The organism is Curtobacterium sp. MCSS17_011 (genome assembly GCF_003224275.1).
Classification (GTDB): Bacteria; Actinomycetota; Actinomycetes; order Actinomycetales; family Microbacteriaceae; genus Curtobacterium.
Genome location: NZ_QKLE01000002.1, coordinates 41,496 through 60,605 on the forward strand (window position 1 = coordinate 41,496; position 19,110 = coordinate 60,605).

15 protein-coding genes and 1 tRNA gene are annotated in these 19,110 nt (G+C 71.7%); 12 read left to right on the forward strand and 4 right to left on the reverse strand.

All coding sequences use genetic code 11. From position 1 onward, the window contains the following. Positions 1 to 116 precede the first annotated feature (116 nt). From murI to rdgB, 3 genes are read left to right on the forward strand one after another with little or no spacing between them, the layout of a single operon-like run. Positions 117 to 962 (forward strand): glutamate racemase, encoded by an 846-nt coding sequence (gene murI, locus DEJ17_RS01615; protein ID WP_110891770.1) that lies wholly within the window; start codon positions 117 to 119, stop codon positions 960 to 962. After that, complete coding sequence (rph, locus tag DEJ17_RS01620) at positions 959 to 1,696, forward strand: ribonuclease PH (RefSeq protein WP_110891771.1); 738 nt, start codon at positions 959 to 961, stop codon at positions 1,694 to 1,696. Before murI ends, rph begins: the two co-directional genes overlap by 4 nt. After that, positions 1,693 to 2,283, forward strand: coding sequence for an RdgB/HAM1 family non-canonical purine NTP pyrophosphatase (gene rdgB / locus DEJ17_RS01625; RefSeq protein WP_110891772.1), 591 nt, complete (start codon positions 1,693 to 1,695; stop codon positions 2,281 to 2,283). The genes rph and rdgB overlap by 4 nt, the downstream gene beginning before the upstream one ends. A 113-nt stretch (positions 2,284 to 2,396) precedes the next feature. Here rdgB and DEJ17_RS01630 read toward each other — a convergent pair whose 3' ends face one another. From DEJ17_RS01630 to DEJ17_RS01640, 3 genes are all read right to left on the reverse strand, one after another. Further along, positions 2,397 to 3,104, reverse strand: coding sequence for a DedA family protein (locus tag DEJ17_RS01630; protein WP_110891773.1), 708 nt, complete (start codon positions 3,102 to 3,104; stop codon positions 2,397 to 2,399). A 145-nt stretch (positions 3,105 to 3,249) separates the two neighbouring features. Next, positions 3,250 to 3,330 (reverse strand) — tRNA-Leu (locus DEJ17_RS01635). 100 nt (positions 3,331 to 3,430) lie between these two features. Beyond that, positions 3,431 to 4,738 (reverse strand): MFS transporter, encoded by a 1,308-nt coding sequence (locus DEJ17_RS01640; RefSeq protein WP_110891774.1) that lies wholly within the window; start codon positions 4,736 to 4,738, stop codon positions 3,431 to 3,433. A 56-nt stretch (positions 4,739 to 4,794) separates the two neighbouring features. Here DEJ17_RS01640 and mnmA point away from each other — a divergent pair, with 56 nt between their 5' ends. The 9 genes from mnmA to DEJ17_RS01685 all read left to right on the forward strand — a co-directional run bounded on the left by mnmA (position 4,795) and on the right by DEJ17_RS01685 (position 17,884). Further along, positions 4,795 to 5,901: a tRNA 2-thiouridine(34) synthase MnmA gene (gene mnmA / locus DEJ17_RS01645; RefSeq protein WP_110891775.1), complete on the forward strand. Its 1,107-nt coding sequence runs from the start codon at positions 4,795 to 4,797 to the stop codon at positions 5,899 to 5,901. A gap of 66 nt (positions 5,902 to 5,967) precedes the next feature. After that, positions 5,968 to 8,298, forward strand: a complete 2,331-nt coding sequence (gene ligA, locus DEJ17_RS01650) for an NAD-dependent DNA ligase LigA (RefSeq protein ID WP_110891776.1) — start codon at positions 5,968 to 5,970, stop codon at positions 8,296 to 8,298. Positions 8,299 to 8,546: 248 nt separating this feature from the next. After that, positions 8,547 to 9,848, forward strand: a complete 1,302-nt coding sequence (locus tag DEJ17_RS01655) for an alpha/beta hydrolase (RefSeq protein ID WP_181420989.1) — start codon at positions 8,547 to 8,549, stop codon at positions 9,846 to 9,848. Positions 9,849 to 10,094: 246 nt separating this feature from the next. Beyond that, on the forward strand, positions 10,095 to 12,422 hold the full coding sequence (locus tag DEJ17_RS01660) for a transglycosylase domain-containing protein (RefSeq protein ID WP_110891778.1): 2,328 nt from the start codon (positions 10,095 to 10,097) through the stop codon (positions 12,420 to 12,422). Positions 12,423 to 12,552: 130 nt separating this feature from the next. Next, positions 12,553 to 12,852, forward strand: coding sequence for an Asp-tRNA(Asn)/Glu-tRNA(Gln) amidotransferase subunit GatC (gatC, locus tag DEJ17_RS01665; RefSeq protein WP_017887005.1), 300 nt, complete (start codon positions 12,553 to 12,555; stop codon positions 12,850 to 12,852). A gap of 11 nt (positions 12,853 to 12,863) precedes the next feature. After that, the gene (gene gatA / locus DEJ17_RS01670) at positions 12,864 to 14,411 is read left to right on the forward strand and encodes an Asp-tRNA(Asn)/Glu-tRNA(Gln) amidotransferase subunit GatA (protein ID WP_027464607.1); all 1,548 of its coding nucleotides are present in this window, start codon (positions 12,864 to 12,866) and stop codon (positions 14,409 to 14,411) included. Beyond that, the gene (gene gatB, locus DEJ17_RS01675) at positions 14,411 to 15,916 is read left to right on the forward strand and encodes an Asp-tRNA(Asn)/Glu-tRNA(Gln) amidotransferase subunit GatB (RefSeq protein WP_110891779.1); all 1,506 of its coding nucleotides are present in this window, start codon (positions 14,411 to 14,413) and stop codon (positions 15,914 to 15,916) included. The genes gatA and gatB overlap by 1 nt, the downstream gene beginning before the upstream one ends. A 109-nt stretch (positions 15,917 to 16,025) precedes the next feature. After that, a complete protein-coding gene (locus DEJ17_RS01680; RefSeq protein WP_110891780.1) occupies positions 16,026 to 17,165 on the forward strand; it encodes a type III polyketide synthase in 1,140 nt (379 codons plus the stop codon). Beyond that, complete coding sequence (locus DEJ17_RS01685; RefSeq protein ID WP_110891781.1) at positions 17,162 to 17,884, forward strand: methyltransferase domain-containing protein; 723 nt, start codon at positions 17,162 to 17,164, stop codon at positions 17,882 to 17,884. Before DEJ17_RS01680 ends, DEJ17_RS01685 begins: the two co-directional genes overlap by 4 nt. A gap of 104 nt (positions 17,885 to 17,988) precedes the next feature. Here DEJ17_RS01685 and DEJ17_RS01690 read toward each other — a convergent pair whose 3' ends face one another. Next, entirely contained in the window at positions 17,989 to 19,038 is a 1,050-nt protein-coding gene (locus DEJ17_RS01690) for a zinc-dependent alcohol dehydrogenase family protein (RefSeq protein WP_110891782.1), read from the reverse strand. Between the last annotated feature and the right edge of the window lie 72 nt (positions 19,039 to 19,110).

The following is a 19,110-nucleotide window of genomic DNA, read 5'->3' on the forward strand; positions in this document are numbered from 1 at the left end:
GACACTAGTGACGTGATCCTCTGCGGGCCCGGATCGCCTCGGGCGGCCGGCTCACGTGGCGCGCGGGGTCGGGTCGGTGCACGTCGGCGGGCGGCGGGCGTCGGTACGCTGGTGCCGTGACGGATGCACCGATCGGAGTCTTCGACAGCGGGGTCGGCGGCCTCACCGTGGCCCGTGCCATCATCGACCAGCTCCCGCGCGAGAGCATCCGGTACGTCGGCGACACCGTGCACTCGCCCTACGGCCCGAAGCCCATCGCCGACGTCCGCCGCTACGCGCTCGAGGTCATGGACGACCTGGTCGAGCAGGGCGTCAAGGCCCTGGTGATCGCGTGCAACACCGCGTCGTCCGCCGTGCTCCGCGACGCCCGGGAACGCTACGAGCAGGCCTACGGCATCCCCGTGGTCGAGGTCATCCAGCCCGCGGCCCGCGCTGCCGTCAAGCAGACCCGAACGGGCCGCATCGGGGTCATCGGCACCGTCGGTACGATCGCGTCCCGCGCCTACGAGGACGCCTTCGCGGTCGCCGCCGACGTCACGCTGACCACCGCCGCGTGCCCCCGGTTCGTCGAGTTCGTCGAGGCCGGGGACACCTCGTCGCCATCGCTGCGCGAGATCGCGGCCGGCTACCTCGACCCGGTCCGCGCCGCCGGCGTCGACACCCTCGTGCTCGGCTGCACCCACTACCCGCTCATGTCCGCCGCGATCCAGTTCGTCATGGGCCCGGAGGTCACGCTCGTCTCCAGCGCCGAGGAGACGGCGAACGACGTCTACCGCCGGCTCGTCGAGCACGGGCTCGAACGCACCACGACCACCGCCCCGACGTACTCGTTCGAGGCGACGGGCGACGACAAGAACGGCTTCATCCGGCTCGCCCGGCGCTTCCTCGGCCCCGAGGTCTCGAGCGTCGGCCACCTCCAGACGGGGGCCATCACGCTGCCCCGCACCGAAAGGACCCCATGACCGACACACTCCGCGTCGACGGCCGCACCGCCACCGACCACCGTCCCGTCACGATCGAGCGGGGGTGGAGCTCGCAGGCCGAGGGCAGCGCGCTCATCTCCTTCGGCGACACCAAGGTGCTCTGCACCGCATCGTTCACCAACGGTGTCCCGCGCTGGCTCGCCGGCAAGGGCACCGGCTGGGTCACCGCCGAGTACTCGATGCTGCCGCGGTCGACCAACGAGCGCATGCAGCGCGAGTCCATCAAGGGCAAGGTCGGCGGCCGCACCCACGAGATCTCCCGCCTGATCGGCCGGTCGCTCCGGGCCGTCGTCGACACCAAGGCGCTCGGCGAGAACACCCTGGTCATCGACTGCGACGTGCTGCAGGCCGACGGCGGCACCCGGACGGCGTCGATCACCGGTGCGTACGTGGCGATGGCCGACGCGATCGAGTGGGGCCGCGCCAAGAGCTTCATCGCGAAGAAGGCCACCCCGCTCACCGACAGCGTGCAGGCGATCTCGGTCGGCATCGTCAAGGGCGAGCCGATGCTCGACCTCGCCTACACCGAGGACTCCGCAGCCGACACCGACATGAACATCGTCACGACGGGGTCGGGCAAGTTCATCGAGGTGCAGGGAACCGCCGAGCATGCGCCGTTCGACCGCGACGAGCTGAACGTCCTGCTCGACCTGGGCCTGGCCGGCAACCAGTCGCTCGCCGCGATCCAGAAGACCGTGCTGGGGATCGCGTGAGCAGCACCGTCGTCCTGGCCACGCACAACCAGGGCAAGGTCGTCGAGCTCCGCGAGATCCTCGGGTCGGCGTTGGGCGAAGGTGTCGAGCTCGTCGGCTACGACGGTCCGGAGCCGGTCGAGGACGGCGACAGCTACGCCGCGAACGCCCTGATCAAGGCGCGCGCCGCCGTCGCCCACACGGGGCTGCCGGCACTCGCCGACGACTCCGGCATCGCGGTCGACGCCCTCGGTGGCGCCCCGGGCATCCACTCGGCCCGGTATGCCGGCACGCGTTCCGACGCCGACAACATCGCACTGCTGCTCGCCAACTTGCAGGGCGTCGTCGAGCGCACCGCCGCCTTCGTGTGTGCGGCTGCCTTCGTGACACCGGACGGCCAGGAGCACGTGGTCGAGGCGGTCTGGAACGGCGAGGTCCTGACCCAGCCCGTCGGGGACGGCGGCCACGGCTACGACCCGGTGTTCCGGCCGGACGACGCCGATCGCTCGTCCGCCGAGCTCACCCGTGACGAGAAGAACGCGCTCTCGCACCGCAGCAAGGCGTTCCGGGGGATCGCGCCGATCGTTCGGGAGCACTTCGGCGTCTGAGCGCCAGCGCGCTCTTCGTTCCGCACGAACGAAGTCGCCCCGAACCACGTGATCACGTGGTTCGGGGCGACTTCCGGTTGTGTGCCGGCGCGCCGGTACAGCCCGTGCTGCGACTAGAGCGTCGGGTCCACCGTCGGGGCCGTGGTGGCCTCGGCCTCGTTCGCGTGCTTCGCCTTGCGGGCGTTGCGCAGGTAGGTCAGCGCCATCGGCACCACGGTCACGACGACCGCGGCGAGCAGGATGATGTCGATGTACTCGCGGACGATGTGCGCCACGAAGGGGATGTGCCCGATGAAGTACCCGAGGAACGTCACGCCGACGCCCCAGACCACGGCGCCGATCGCGTTGTAGAGCGAGTACTTCTTGTAGTCCATCCGGCCGACGCCCGCGGCGATCGGGGCGAAGGTGCGGACGACCGGCACGAAGCGGGCGAGGATGACCGCGGCGGGTCCGAAGCGGTGGAAGAAGGCGTTGGTGCGGTCGACGTTCTCCTTCGAGAACAAGCCGCTGTCCTTCCGCTCGAAGATCGGGGGCCCGGCCTTCTTGCCGATGTAGTAGCCGAGCTCGCCGCCGAGGAACGCAGCGGCGCCGATCATCAGCGCCGCGACCCAGACCGGGATGCCGCCGATCTCGCCCCCGCGGTCGAAGGCGAACAGGCCGGTGATGACCAGCAGGCTGTCGCCCGGGAAGATGAAGCCGATGAGCAGACCGGTCTCGGCGAACACGATCGCGCAGACCACGAGCACGGCGATGGCCCCGAAGTGGTCGAGGATGTACTGCGGATCGAGCCACGGGATCAGGGCGAGTGCGACGGAGTGCATGGTTCTTCCGGTCGTGGAGGCGGGAGTCACGGGGAGGACTCCCGCGGGATGAGGGTACCGCCCGCAAGTGACCGGGCCATCCCTCGCAGGGTTGACCCGCTCGAGGCGTGCGGATGACCGCAACGGTGCGGCAGGAGGGACTCGGTGCGGAAGGAGGGACTCGAACCCTCACGCCTGGGGCACAGGAACCTAAATCCTGCGTGTCTACCGATTCCACCACTCCCGCGAGCAGCGGCAGTCTACCGAGCGCGGGGTGCGGGGCGGACGTGCGCCGGGCCTCCAGACCGTGGTGTGCACCGTGCGCGATCCGCAGGCGCTGCCGCGCGTCAGCGCAACGGCCGCGGCAGGTACCGGGGGACGTACCGGAGCAGGATGCCCGCGCCGACCAGGCCGAGCACGCCCATCACGCCGCTGGCGACCGCGATGGACGCGACGGCGGTCACGCCGGAGATGACGAGGGGCGCCGCCGCCGACCCGAAGTCGCCCGTGAAGCGCCAGGCCCCGAGGAACGGTGCCGGGGCGTCGCGCGGAGCGAGGTCGGCGCCGAGCGTCATGAGGATGCCGGAGCCGACGCCGTTCGCCAGGGACATGCCCATCGCGATCGCGACGAACCAGCCGACCCGGGCGTCCAGGTGGCCGCTCCAGGCGAGCAGGAAGTAGCTGATGCTCAGGCCGAGCATGCAGGGCAGGGCACTCGCGAGCCGTCCCCACCGGTCCATGATCTGTCCGCTCGTGTAGAACAGCGCGAAGTCGACGGCTCCGGCGATGCCGATCACGAGCGCCGCGGTGGAGTCGTCGAGGCCGACGCTCACCGCCCACAGCGGCAGGATCACCTGCCGTCCGGCGCGCATCGCGCCGATCAGCCCGGCGCCGCTGCCGAGCCGCAGCAGGACCGCCCGGTTGGCGCGGATGGTGCGGAACAGGCCCTGCGCCTCCTGCTGGACGAACTGCGCGCCGGTGTCGGCGGGCGGTTCGGTCGCGTGGTCGCTCGCGTCCGGCGCGTGGTCGGCCGACAGCCTGGAGGCCCGTGGCGGCAACCGCAGGCCACGCGCGCCCGTCGCCGGGTCGCGCAGCACCAGGAGCACGGTCGCCGCCGCCAGGCAGCAGACGACGTGGATCCAGAAGGCGCTGCGGGTGGTGCCGGTCAGGTGGATGACGCCGGCGGCGATGAACGGGCCGACGAAGTAGCCGAAGCGGAAGACGCCGCCCAGGCTCGACAGCGCCCGGGCCCGGATCCGCAGGGGGATCGCGGTGGTCATGTAGGCGTGCCGGGCGAGTGCGAACACCGCGGTGGAGACGCCGACCAGGAACACTCCGAGCGCCAGGACCCAGGCGTTCGCGGCCGTCGTGGCGACGACGAGCCCGACCACCGACACCAGCGCGGCGCCGATCATCGCGTTCCGCTCGCCGATGCGGGCGACGACGATGCCGGACGGCACGTCGCCGATGAGCTCGCCGACGAGGATGAGCGAGGCGACGAAGCCCGCGAACGCCAGGCTCGCGCCGAGGGAGTCCGCCGCGATCGGGATGATCGGGATGATCGCACCCTCGCCGATCGCGAAGAGCGCGGCGGGCAGGAACCCGGACAGCAGGACGGACCGGAAGTCGAATGAGTCGTTCCCCGTCGTGGCCATCGCGCGACCAACGGTACGCCAGCGGTACCGCTTCGTCGGCGGGTTACCCTGGAGGCATGCGTGTTCTGGCGGCGATGAGCGGTGGTGTCGACTCGGCGGTGGCCGCAGCCCGGGCGGTGGACGCGGGCCACGACGTGGTGGGCGTGCACCTGGCCCTGAGCCGGATGCCCGGCACCCTGCGCACCGGCAGTCGCGGGTGCTGCACCATCGAGGACTCGATGGACGCCCAGCGCGCCGCGTCGGCCCTCGGGATCCCGTACTACGTGTGGGACTTCTCGGCCCGGTTCAAGGAGGACGTCGTCGATGACTTCGTGGCCGAGTACCAGGCAGGCCGCACCCCGAACCCCTGCATGCGCTGCAACGAGCGGATCAAGTTCGCGGCGCTGCTCGAGAAGGCACTCGCCCTGGGGTTCGACGCCGTCGCGACCGGCCACTACGCCTCGATCGTCACCGGACCGGACGGCTCGCGTGAACTGCACCGGTCGGCCGCGTGGGCGAAGGACCAGTCGTACGTGCTCGGGGTCCTGACCGCCGAGCAGCTGCAGCACGCGATGTTCCCGCTCGGAGCCACCCCGTCGAAGGACGAGGTCCGGGCCGAGGCCGCCGAGCGCGGGCTGACGGTCGCGCAGAAGCCGGACTCCTACGACATCTGCTTCATCCCGGACGGCGACACCCGCGGCTGGCTGGCGGACCGCGTCGGCACCGCCCCCGGTGACGTCGTCGAGCGCGACGGCACGGTCGTCGGCTCGCACGAGGGTGCCACCGGTTACACCGTCGGTCAGCGCCGCGGCCTGGCCCTCGGCCGCCCGGCGCCGGACGGCAAGCCCCGGTTCGTGCTCGAGATCCGTCCGAAGGACAACACGGTCGTCGTCGGCCCGAAGGAGGCCCTCGCCGTCACGTCGATGTCCGGCTCACGGTTCACCTGGGCGGGCACGGCTCCGGCAGACCCCGCGACACCGTTCGCCTGCGACGTGCAGATCCGCGCGCACGCCGACCCGGTGCCCGCGACGGCACGGGTGCAGGACGACGTGCTCGTGATCGACGTCGACGAGCCGCTGCACGGCGTCGCTCCCGGGCAGACCGCCGTGGTCTACGTCGGCACGCGGGTGCTCGGCCAGTGCACGATCGACAGCACGGTCAGCGCCGTCCCCGTCGACGCCTGACCCCGCCGCTCCCGGGGCACACGCTCGCTGCACGCCGCGTCGGTGGTGCACGGTAGAACTGATGCCATGAGCGAGACCGACGCGACGTTCGAGACCATCGACCCCGACGGGCTCGACGCCGCCCAGGCCGCGCGAGAGACCGACCGGTTGCGCGCCCGCGTCAACGAGCTGCGCCACGCCTACTACGAGGGCAACGCCTCGCCCCTGTCGGACGCCGACTACGACGCCCTGGTGCACCGCCTCGACGCGATCGAACGGCGGTTCCCGGAACTCCTGACGCCCGACAGCCCGACGCAGACCGTGGGCGGGCAGGCGCAGACGACGCAGTTCGCGCCGGTCGAGCACGCCGAGCGCATGCTCTCGCTCGACAACGTCTTCAGCCCCGACGAGCTCACCGAGTGGGCCGTCAAGGTGCAGCGGGACGCCGGTGCCGAGCGGGTGCGGTTCCTGACCGAGCTGAAGATCGACGGCCTGGCGATCAACCTGCGGTACGAGCACGGTCGGCTCGTCTCGGCCGCCACCCGCGGCGACGGCGTGGTCGGCGAGGACGTCACCGGCAACGTCCGCACGATGGGCACGATCCCGGACCGTCTGACGGGCACCGGCCACCCGCCCCTGGTCGAGGTCCGGGGCGAGATCTTCTTCCCGGTCGCCGAGTTCGACGAGCTCAACGCCAACCAGCGCGAGGCGGGGGAGCGCGTGTTCGCCAACCCGCGCAACGCCGCCGCCGGGTCGCTCCGCCAGAAGGAAGAGGGCAAGTCCGAGGCGAAGCGGGCACTGATGGTCGAGCGGCTGCGGCGTCTGCGGATGCTCGTGCACGGCATCGGGGCGTGGCCCGTCCGTGAACTCGAGCAGGGCACCGACGTCCGCAGTCAGTCCGAGGTGTACGAGCTCCTGCAGACCTGGGGACTCCCGACGAGCAGCCACTACCGGGTGTTCGACACCATCGACGAGGTCAACGGCTTCGTCCGGACCACGGGGGAGCGCCGCTCGGCCGTCGAGCACCAGATCGACGGCGTCGTCGTGAAGGTCGACGACCTCGCCCTGCACGAGGAGCTCGGGTCGACGTCGCGGGCGCCGCGGTGGGCAATCGCGTACAAGTACCCGCCGGAAGAAGTGCACACGACCCTCACCGACATCGTGGTCAGCGTCGGGCGCACCGGCCGTGCCACCCCGTTCGCGGTGATGGCACCGGCCGAGGTCGCCGGGTCCGTCGTCCGCCAGGCCACACTGCACAACCAGCAGGTCGTCAAGGCCAAGGGCGTGCTGATCGGTGACGCCGTCGTGCTGCGGAAGGCCGGCGACGTCATCCCCGAGGTGCTCGGTCCGGTGGTCGAGCTCCGCGACGGCTCGGAGCGCGAGTTCGTGATGCCGACCCACTGCCCCGAGTGCGGCACGGAGCTCGCCCCCGCGAAGGAAGGCGACATCGACCTGCGCTGCCCGAACGCGAAGAGCTGCCCGGCGCAGGTGCGCGGTCGGGTCGAGCACATCGCCTCGCGCGGGTCGCTCGACATCGAGGGACTCGGCGAGGTCGCGGCCGCGGCACTCACGCAGCCGCTCCGCCCGGAGACCCCGCCGCTCGTGACCGAGGCCGGACTGTTCGACCTGACGATGCAGGACATCGTCCCGATCGAGGTCATCGTCCGCGACGCCGAGACCGGCATGGAGAAGGTCGACGACGACGGCACCCCGAAGCGCGTCACGCCGTTCAGCCGGGCGCGCAAGAAGACCGATCCGCCGTTCGACCCCGAGGCGCGGGGCGCCGACTACACCGGTGAGCCGAGCCGCTACCCGTCGAAGAACGCGTTCGAGATGCTCGCGAACATCGACGCCGCGAAGACGAAGCCCCTGTGGCGGATCCTGGTCGGCCTGAGCATCCGCCACGTCGGACCGGTCGCCGCCCGTGCCCTGGCGAACCACTTCGGCTCCCTCGACGCGATCCGATCGGCATCGCGCGAAGACCTGGCCGCCGTCGACGGGGTGGGCGGCATCATCGCCGACGCCCTGCTCGCCTGGTTCGAGGTCGACTGGCACCGCGAGATCATCGACCGCTGGACCGCGGCCGGCGTGCAGTTCACCACGCCCGGCCACCCCGGCCCCGGCAGCGCCGACGTCGAGGGCGGCGTGCTGAGCGGCGTCACCGTGGTCGCGACGGGGTCCCTCGAGGGCTACACGCGAGAAGGTGCACAAGAGGCGATCATCAGCGCCGGCGGCAAGGCGGCCTCGAGCGTGAGCAAGAAGACCGACTTCGTGGCCGCCGGTCCGGGTGCCGGTTCGAAGCTCACGAAGGCCGAACAGCTGGGCGTCCGGATCATCGACGCCGAGCAGTTCCACCTGCTCGTGACCGAGGGACCGGAGGCGCTCGCCGAACCGGACGCACCCACGACCGAGGACTGAGCAGGGCGCAGCGCGCGCCCGGTCGCATCCGCTGAACGCGGCGCGCCGTCGAGCGTGCCCAGTTCGGGGGACAAGTTGCATCGCGCATGGATGATCCGCGCACATCTCCATAGACTCGACCGAGCATCACCCGTCGTCTGCAGGGGGACGTCGGGACGGCCTTCCCGGGGGAGACCCGATTGCTGCTCATCGCTGCGGCTCTGCTCACCGCCTCGATGCACTCGCTCGGAGTGATCGAGGCCCCAGGCGTGCCTCCGACGCACCCGGTCACCGTCGTCAGTTCCGCCTCGACCCGCATCGTCCCGGTCGACGACCTCGCCGTCGTCGCCCCGTCGGCGTCGGTGACACGGGTCGGGCTCGAGGACCTCGCTGTCGCCCACGGCCGCGCGTTCGTCGACGACCTCGGTGCACTCGGCCCCGCAGACCTCCGTCACGCGGCCGTCGACCGCCGCGTCGTGGCGACGGTGCAGGACGACCCCCCGCCCGCACAGACCGTCGCGCAGTGGTGGTCCCACCTGCCCACCGAGGAGCAGGACCGGCTCCGCGTGCACGCACCGGCCCTGGTCGGGAACCTCGAGGGCGTGCCGTACGCCGTCCGCGACCAGGCCAACCGCGCGACGCTCACGTCCGGCCTCGCGGACTCCGACGCCGGTGCCGCCCGGGCCGCGATGCTCGGGCAGGTCCGGGACTCGCTGGTGCACGAACCGGGCGACCCGCGACGCTTCCTGGTGGCGCTCGACACCCGGGGCTCCGGACGTGCGGCGATCAGCATCGGCGACCTCGACACCGCGGCCGACGTCACCGTCGTGGTGCCGGGCATGTTCTTCACCGTCACCGGGCAGATGGCCGACTTCACGAACATCGCCAGCGATCTGTCCAGCGAGCAGGCCACCCTCGCGCCCCTCGCCGCGGCGGGCAACGGTTCGGGCGTGGCCGTCGTCGCCTGGATGGGGTACCGCACGCCGGACCTGTCCAACATCATGTCGCTCGGGCTCGCACGGACCGGGGCGGAGCGGCTCGAACGCACGGTCGACGGGCTACGCGAGATCCGCGCGGGCGACCAACCGCGGGTGAACATCGTCGCGCACTCGTACGGGTCGACCACGGCGATGATGGCCCTGGCCTCGGGTCGGATGACGGCGGACACCCTGACCGTGCTCGGGTCGCCGGGCAGCGACGTCCGGACGGCGGCCGACCTCGCCGTCGCCACCGGACAGGTCTTCGTCGGCGGGGCGCACAGCGACCCCATCGCGGGCTCGGGGTACTTCGGCACCGACCCGGGCGGCGCGTCGTTCGGGTCGACCGTGCTGGACCTGGCGGGGGGAGCCGACGCACTGTCGGCCGGCGACGTGTTCCGGCGACCCGTGGGCCACAACGACTACCTCAAGCCCGGCACGGCATCGCTGCACGACGTCGCCCTGATCGGCATCGGCCGCGGGGACCTGGTGCGCGAGCAGGTCCGACGCGGCAAGTCGGGTGGCGACGGCATCGTGGGTGCCTCGCCGGACATGTACCTCGTGCGCCCGCAGGACCTGCAGCCCCGTGACTGACCGGCCGTGAGCGACCGGCCGTGACCGACCGGGCGGGCCCGCCGGGCGTGGCGACGCGGTGGGCGTGACCCGATCGTGACCGGCGGCCGACGTGCCGGAGCCGATCCGGGCCTCCCGGCTGGATCCGCGCGGACGCACGGATCGCGACGCCGCCTCGGAACCGCCTGGGTGGCAACCTGAACGCGACCGCAGCCTGCACTCGTTCCAGGGCAGAACCGGTACAGCCCTGCTGCCTACGGTGCCGTCATGCGTGTGGTGCGATGGCCTGGTGCTCTCCTGATGTTCGTGGTGATGTCCGTGCTCGCCGGCATGCTCGTCGCCGTCGCGGTGACCCCGGCGGTCGCCGTCGCGGGTGAGGGGACGTCCGGGGCGGTGTCGTTCTTCGAGGACCTGCCGACCTACCTCGACGTGCAGACCCCGCAGCAGGTGTCGTCCGTGTACGCGGAGCAGGGCGGGAAGCAGGTCAAGATCGCATCGTTCTACGCCGAGAACCGCACGAACGTGACGGCCGACCAGATGGCGGACTCGCTCAAGCAGGCGGCGATCGACACCGAGGACCCGCGCTACTACGACGAGGGCGGCATCGACGTGCTCGGGACGCTCCGCGGCGTCGCCGCGACCGTCGTCGGCGGTGACGTGCAGGGCGGCTCGAGCATCACCCAGCAGTACGTCAAGAACGTCCTGGTGCAGCAGTGCGAGGAGCTCACCGGCACGGACCAGGCCGCCACCGAGAAGAAGGTCGCGGCCTGTTACGAGGACGCGGCCGGCGTCACGCCCCAGCGCAAGCTGCAGGAGATGCGGTACGCCATCGCGGTGAACAAGAAGTACTCGAAGGACGAGATCCTGACCGGGTACCTCAACATCGTCGGGCTCGGCGGGCGGGTCTACGGGGCCGAGGCCGGGGCCGAGCACTACTTCGGCGTGCACGCGGAGGACCTGTCGCTCGTGCAGTCGGCCACGCTCGTCGCGATCCTCAACAACCCGTCGAACCTGCGCATCGACGTGCCGAGCGACAAGGACAACGGCAAGGCCAACGGGTACGAGCTGACGAAGGACCGCCGCGACTACGTGCTCCGCCGGATGCAGGCGCACGGGTCGATCACGAAGGCGCAGATGACGAAGGCGATCGCGACGCCGGTCACGCCGAAGATCACCGAGACCGCCAACGGGTGCTCGACCGCCGCGACGAACCACGACGCCGGCTACTTCTGCGACTACGTCCGCGACCAGGTGCTGCAGGACCCCGCGTTCGGCGAGACCGCGGCAGCACGCATCGCCACGCTCGACACCAAGGGCCTGCAGATCCACACCTCGCTCGACCTCGACCTGCAGGGCCAGGCGCAGTCCGCCCTGTCCACCTACGTGCCGGCCACGATGGCCGGCGTGGACGTCGGCGGCTCGAACGTCACCGTGGAACCGGGAACCGGCCGGATCATCTCGATGGTCCAGAACACCACGTACACGCAGGGGGACAACGCCGCCGCCGGGGCCACGGCGGTGAACTACAGCGCCGACTCCGGGTACGGCAACTCGGGCGGGTTCCAGACCGGCTCGACGTACAAGGTGTTCACCCTGGCCGAGTGGCTCGCCAGCGGGCACACCCTGTCCGACTCGGCCACCACCTCGGAGCACCAGTTCGAGAACGCCGAGTTCACCAACACCTGCCAGAACGTCGCGGGCGGCACCTGGAACGTCGCCAACGCCGAGAGTGTGCCGTCGTCGATGTCGGTCGAGGCGGCGACGGTCGAGTCGATCAACACCGCGTACGCCCAGATGGGGAAGCAGCTCGACCTGTGCAAGATCGCCCAGCTCGCGCAGTCGATGGGCATCCACCGCGCCGACGGCGGTGACCTGACGCAGACGCCGTCGTCGATCCTCGGCGTGAACGAGTTGTCGCCGATCGACCTGGCCGAGGCCTACGCGGGCTTCGCCAACGGCGGCATCGTGTGCACGCCCACCGCGATCGACTCGGTGACCGAGGCGGACGGCACGAAGATCACCCCGACGCCGGCGTCCTGCACACAGGGCGTCTCGGCGGACGTCGCGGGCACGGTCGACTACGCACTGCAGGGCGTCCTGTCCGGGTCGGGGACGGCCGCGAGCGCGAACCCCGGGGACAGCGTGCCGAAGTTCGCCAAGACCGGCACCACCGACGGCGACGTGCAGAACTGGCTGGTCGCGTCGTCGACGAAGTACACGAACGCCACCTGGGTCGGCAACGTGCAGGGGAGCGTGAGCCTGGCGAACTGGCCGTTCCTGCAGGGCACCACCGGGTACAGCGCGAAGTTCGGGGTCGGGAAGTCGATGATGGCGTACCTGGACCAGACCGTCGGCGGGGGAGCGCTGCCGACGCCGAGCCAGGCGATGATCGGGCAGGCGAGCAAGTCGTCTTCGTCTTCGTCTTCGTCGTCGTCATCGGGGTCCTCGTCCGGGCCGGGGACCGCGCAGGACGACCAGACGTCGCCGACGGCTGCGCCCGCTGCTCCGGCTGCTCCGGCTGCGCCCGCGCCCGCCGCGACGGTGGCTCCTGCGGTGCCGGCTGCTCCGGCAGCGGGGGACCAGAACGGGAAGTGACCGCCTGGAGGCCCGGTGCCGGTCCGGCGGACCGGCACCGGGCCTCCACGGCGTTGTCCACAGCCGCGCCTGCGCGCCCGACGCAGCCAATAGACTGTGGGGCATTCCACGAACCGATCGACGGAGCACCATGCCTGACATCACGAGCGAGCAGGTCGCGCACCTGGCGAACCTCGCACGTATCGCACTCACGCCCGACGAGATCGAGAAGCTGACCGGGGAGCTGTCGCACATCGTCGAGAGCGTCGCCAAGGTCGCCGAGGTCGCGACCGACGACGTCCCGGCGACGAGCCACCCCGTGCCGCTCGGCAACGTCACCCGACCCGACGTGGTCGGCACGACGTTGACGCAGGAGCAGGCGCTCTCCGGGGCGCCCGACTCCGACGGCGAACGGTTCCGCGTGACCGCCATCCTCGGCGAAGAACAGTAGGGCGAAGAACAGTGACTGACGACATCACGAAGCTGAGCGCCGCGGCGCTCGCCGACGCCCTCGTGGCGCGCGACGTCTCGAGCGTCGAGGCCACCCAGGCCCACCTCGACCGGATCGCCGCCGTCGACGGCGACGTGCACGCGTTCCTGCACGTCAACCAGAACGCCCTGGCCGTGGCGAAGTCGATCGACTCCCGCCGCGCCGCGGGTGACGACCTCGGGCCGCTCGCCGGTGTGCCGATCGCCGTCAAGGACGTCCTGTGCACGCAGGACATGCCCACCACCGCCGGGTCCAGGATCCTCGAAGGCTGGGTGCCGCCGTACGACGCCACCCCCGTCGCGAAGCTCCGCGCCGCCGGCCTCGTGCCGCTCGGCAAGACCAACATGGACGAGTTCGCGATGGGCTCGACCACCGAGTTCTCGGCCTACGGCCCGACCCGCAACCCGTGGGACCTCGACCGGATCCCCGGCGGGTCCGGTGGTGGCTCGGCCGCTGCGGTCGCCGCGCACGAAGCGCCGTTCGCCCTCGGTTCGGACACGGGCGGCTCCATCCGCCAGCCGGGTGCCGTGACGGGCACGGTCGGTGTGAAGCCGACGTACGGCGGGGTGAGCCGCTACGGCGCCATCGCCCTGGCCTCCAGCCTCGACCAGATCGGTCCGGTGTCCCGCACCGTCCTCGATGCCGCGCTCCTGCACGACGTCATCGGCGGGCACGACCCGAAGGACTCGACGTCGATCCCGGACGCCTGGCCCTCGATGGCCGCCGCCGCACGCGAAGGGCTGCAGGCGGACACCCTCCGCGGCCTGCGCGTCGGCGTGGTCAAGGAACTCGCCGGTGGCGACGGGTTCCAGGCCGGGGTCACCCAGCGCTTCCAGGAGACGGTCGCGCTGCTCGAGTCGGCCGGTGCGGTCGTCGTCGAGATCGACGCCCCGTCGTTCGCGTACGCGATCAGCGCGTACTACCTGATCCTCCCGGCCGAGGCGTCGTCGAACCTCGCCAAGTTCGACTCGGTGCGCTTCGGCCTCCGGGTCACGCCCGAGAACGGTGCCACGGTCGAGGACGTCATGGCCGCGACGCGTGAAGCCGGCTTCGGTCCCGAGGTGAAGCGGCGCATCATCCTCGGCACCTACGCCCTGAGCGCCGGGTACTACGACGCCTACTACGGCTCGGCGCAGAAGGTCCGCACGCTCGTGCAGCGGGACTTCCAGGCCGCGTTCGAGCAGGTCGACCTGCTCGTCAGCCCGTCGGCGCCGACGACCGCGTTCCCGATCGGTGAGCGCATCGACGACCCGCTGGCCATGTACCTCAACGACCTCACGACGATCCCGGCGAACCTCGCCGGCGTCCCCGGCATGAGCATCCCGAACGGCCTGGCCCCAGAGGACGGTCTGCCCGTCGGCGTGCAGCTGATGGCGCCCCAGCGTGAGGACGCCCGGCTCTACCGCTACGGCGCCGCCCTCGAGCGTCTGCTCGAACAGCAGTGGGGCGCGCCGCTCATCGCGTCCGTCCCGGACCTCGACCAGAGTCAGCAGTCCGCTGCGCAGGAAGGTGTGATCTGATGGCGCAGAAGGACGCGCTGATGGACTTCGACGAGGCGCTCGAGCGCTACGAGCCGGTGCTCGGCTTCGAGGTCCACGTCGAACTCGCGACGAAGACCAAGATGTTCTCGGACGCCCCGAACTTCTTCGGCGGCGAACCCAACACGAACGTCACCCCGGTCGACCTCGGCCTGCCCGGGTCGCTGCCGGTCGTGAACGCGCAGGCCGTTCGGTACTCGATCCAGCTCGGGCTCGCGCTCGGCTGCTCGATCGCCAAGTCCTCGCGGTTCGCCCGGAAGAACTACTTCTACCCGGACAACCCGAAGAACTACCAGGTCTCGCAGTACGACGAGCCCATCGCCTACGAGGGTGAGGTCGAGGTCGAGCTCGCTGACGGCACGATCTACAACATCCCGATCGAGCGCGCCCACATGGAAGAGGACGCCGGCAAGCTGACGCACGTCGGTGGTGCCACCGGCCGCATCCAGGGCGCGGAGTACTCGCTCGTCGACTACAACCGTGCCGGTGTGCCCCTGGTCGAGATCGTCACGAAGCCGATCTTCGGCGCCGAACACCGTGCCCCGGAGCTCGGTGCCGCCTACGTGCAGGTCATCCGCGACCTCGTCCGAGCGCTCGGCGTCTCCGAGGCCCGCATGGAGCGCGGCAACCTTCGGTGCGACGCGAACATCTCGCTGCGCCCCCGCGGGCAGGAGAAGCTGGGCACCCGCACCGAGACGAAGAACGTCAACTCGTTCCGCGCCGTCGAGCGTGCGATCCGCTACGAGATCCAGCGCCAGGCTGCCATCCTCGCCGCCGGTGGCACGATCACGCAGGAGACCCGCCACTGGCACGAGGACACCGGCCGCACCTCGGCCGGTCGCCCGAAGTCGGACGCCGACGACTACCGGTACTTCCCCGAGCCCGACCTGCTGCCCGTCGTGCCCGACCCGGCCGTCGTCGCGGAGCTCCGTGCCTCGCTGCCCGAGGCTCCGGTCGCACGTCGCCGTCGGCTCAAGGGTGACTGGGGTTTCGCCGACCTCGAGTTCCAGGACGTCGTCAACGGCGGGCTCCTCGACGAGGTCGAGGGCACCGTCGCCGCCGGCGCCGCACCGCAGGCCGCCCGCAAGTGGTGGACCGGTGAGATCAGCCGCGTCGCCAACGCGCAGGACGCCGCCCCCGGCGACCTGGTGTCGCCGAAGCACGTCGCCGAGGTCATCGCGCTCGTCGAGTCCGGCGACCTGACCGACCGCCTGGCGCGCCAGGTGCTCGAGGGCGTCATCGCGGGCGAGGGGTCGCCGGCACAGGTCGTCGAGGCCCGCGGGCTCAAGGTCGTCTCGGACGACTCCGCCCTCACCGCCGCGGTCGACGAAGCACTCGCGGCGCAGCCCGACGTGCTCGCCAAGATCCAGGACGGCAAGGTCCAGGCGGCCGGCGCCATCATCGGTGCGGTCATGAAGGCCATGAAGGGCCAGGCTGACGCCGCCCGCGTGCGGGAACTCGTGCTGGAGCGCGCGCAGCAGTCGTAGGCAGTCCCACCACGGAGGGCACGTCACCGGTCGGTGCCGCGCCCTCCGTGCGTCCCGGTCGCCGTGTGCATCCTGGGGACGCGTCAGCGATCGGGTGACAGGATGAGTCGTGTCCGCAACGATCCGCGCCATCGGAACCGCCGTCCCCGAGACGACCCTCGACCAGCCCCGGGTGCGTGACCTCTTCTCCGCCCAGCCCGACCTCGGGCGGCTCGGCAAACGACTCGTCCCCGCCGCGTTCGACGGGTCGGCGGTCGACCAGCGGCACACCGTCCTCGAGGAACTCGACTCCTCGCGCGGGGGCGGAGCATTCCGCGACGACGACGGCACCCTGCGCTCGCCGTCCACCGGCTCGCGCAACGACCGGTACCGCGAACTCGCCCCGCCGCTGTTCGTCGCCGCCGCCCGCGACGCCGTCGAACGTGCCGGCCTCGAACCCAGCGCCGTCACGCACCTGGTGACCGTGTCGTGCACCGGGTTCACGCAGCCCGGACCCGACATCGACGTCGTCGAGCAGCTCGGACTCCCCGGTGGCGTCTTCCGGCACCACATCGGCTTCATGGGGTGCTGCGCCGCGTTCCCCGCGCTCCGGATCGCCGCGGCGTTCGTCGACCAGGACCCGGACGCCGTCGTGCTCGTGGTCTGCGGCGAACTCTGCACCCTGCACGTCCGCGCCTCGAACGACCCCGACCAGATCGTCGCGAACAGCGTGTTCGGCGACGGTGCGGCCGCCGCGGTCGTCGCCCGTGACGGAGCCGGTCTGCGCTTCGACGACTTCACGACTGCCGTGGTGCCCGAGGGTGCGTCCGAGATGGCGTGGAACATCGGGGACGAGGGCTTCGAGATGGTCCTGTCGACCGCCGTGCCGAAGCTCGTCGGGCTGCACGTCCCGAGCGCCGTGCAACCGCTGCTGGCGGGCGGCGCAGCCTCGGACGTGCCGGTGTGGGCGGTGCACCCGGGCGGCCGGGCCATCCTCGACCGCACGCAGGAGTCGCTCGGCCTGCCCGACAGCGCGATGGAGTCGAGCCGGCGGGTGCTGCGCGAACACGGCAACATGTCGAGCGCCACCGTGCTCTTCGTGCTCCGCGACGCCGTCGACGCCGGCCTCGAGGACGGCAGCCCCGTCGTCGCGCTGGCCTTCGGCCCCGGCCTCACGGTGGAGAGCGCCCGGCTCACCGCCGTCCGGACCGAGGCGTCGCCGGCCGTCGAACCCGCGCGCGTGCCGGTCGCGACCACGGGCGTGGCGTGAGCCGTCGCACGGGAGACGACCCGGGCCTCCCGGCCGTCGACCTGCGCACCCGCGCGCTCGACCTGACCGAACTGATGGACGACCCGGACTGCGACCCGCGCGCGCTCGCCCGCACGTTCCGGCGTTTCGCGGTCGTGAACGCGCTCGTGAGCGGCTGGCGTGCAGCCTGGCGCTCGCACGTCGTGCCCGCGTTGCCCGCGAACGGCCGCGGCCGGGTGCTGGACCTGGGATGCGGCGGAGGCGACCTGGCCCGCTCGCTGGTGCGGTGGGCGGCGGGCGACGGCTTCGACCTCGAGGTCGTCGGGGTCGACCCCGACGAGCGCGCCATCTCCGCGGCACGGCGATCGTCCCCGGCGGGCGTGACGTTCCGGCAGCAGTCGAGCGGTGATCTGGTCTCGGCGGGCGAGCGGTTCGACGTCGTCGTGTCGAACCACGTGCTCCACCACCTCGGCGACGACGAGCGGCGGGGGTTCCTGGCCGACTCGGAGCAGCTCGCGAGCGGACGCAGCCTGCACTCCGACATCCGGCGGTCGCCGGCGGCCTACCGGGCGTACGCGGCGGCGTCACCGCTGGTGGCACCGGGGACGTTCATCCGCGTCGACGGTCTGCGGTCGATCCGCCGGAGCTTCACCGTGCCGGAGCTCCGCGACGTGCTGCCCGACGGGTGGCGGGCCGAGGCGGCTGCGCCGCACCGCGTGCTGGCGATCCACGACGCCTGAGCGGGCGACGGCTGACCGACACGACCAGACGACGGACGGGAGGCCCGTGGCGACGCCGCCACGGGCCTCCCGTCCGTCTGTCGGTGCGTCCACGACGCGCGCCGCTACGGGCGCAGCAGCACCTTGATGGCCCGACGCTCGTCCATCGCGCGGTAGGCCTCGGCGGCCTGGTCAAGCGGCAGCTCCAGGTCGAAGACGCGACCGGGGTCGATCGCGCCGGACAGCACGTCGGGCAGCAGCTCGGGGATGTACTTCCGGGCCGGGGCCATGCCGCCCGCGATCGCGATGTTCGTGTCGAACAGGTAGCGGGTGCCGATCGTCGGCACCCCGTGCGGGACCCCGACGAAGCCGACGTTGCCGCCGGGGCGGACGGAGTGCAGCGCCTGGTCCATGCTCTCCTCGGTGCCGACGGCCTCGACGGCGCAGTCGGCCAGGTCACCGTCCATGAGCTCCCGTACGGCGGCGACGCCCTCGGCGCCACGGGCGGCCACGATGTCGGTCGCGCCGAACTCGCGGGCGAGCGCCTGGCGGTCGGCGTGCCGGCTCATCGCGATGATGCGGTCCGCGCCGAGCCGCTTCGAGGCGAGCACGGCGGACAGGCCGACCGCGCCGTCGCCCACCACGACCACGGTCTTGCCTGGGCCGACCGCTGCCGACACGGCGGCGTGGTGCCCGGTCGAGAAGACGTCGGACAGGGTGAGCAGCGACGGCACCAGGGCCGGGTCGACCGGGCCGGGCACCGCGACGAGCGTGGCGTCGGCGTCCGGGATCCGGACGTACTCGGCCTGTGCACCGCCGACGGGGTCGCCGTAGGCGTCCGTGCTGCCGAAGCCGGACAGGTGGTCGCAGCCGGTGGTCATGCCGTTGCGGCAGGCCTGGCAGGTGCCGTCGTTCATGGTGAAGGGGGAGATGACGAAGTCACCCTCGTGCAGGCCGGTGACGTCGTCACCGACGGCGACGACCTCGCCGACGAGCTCGTGGCCGATCGGCCGCGGCTGCTTCGTCTCGGTCACACCGCGGTAGGGCCAGAGGTCCGACCCGCACACACAGGCCGCGAGGACCTTGACGACGACGTCCTTGCCGGAGACGAGTCCGGGACGGTCGCGCTCCTCGACGCGGATGTCGTTCGGGGCGTGGATGATCGCTGCGCGCACGGGCGGGGCCTTCCGTCGAGATGATGGGGAACCGGCGCGGTCGACGTCGTCCGGGCCGTCGTCGACAGTACC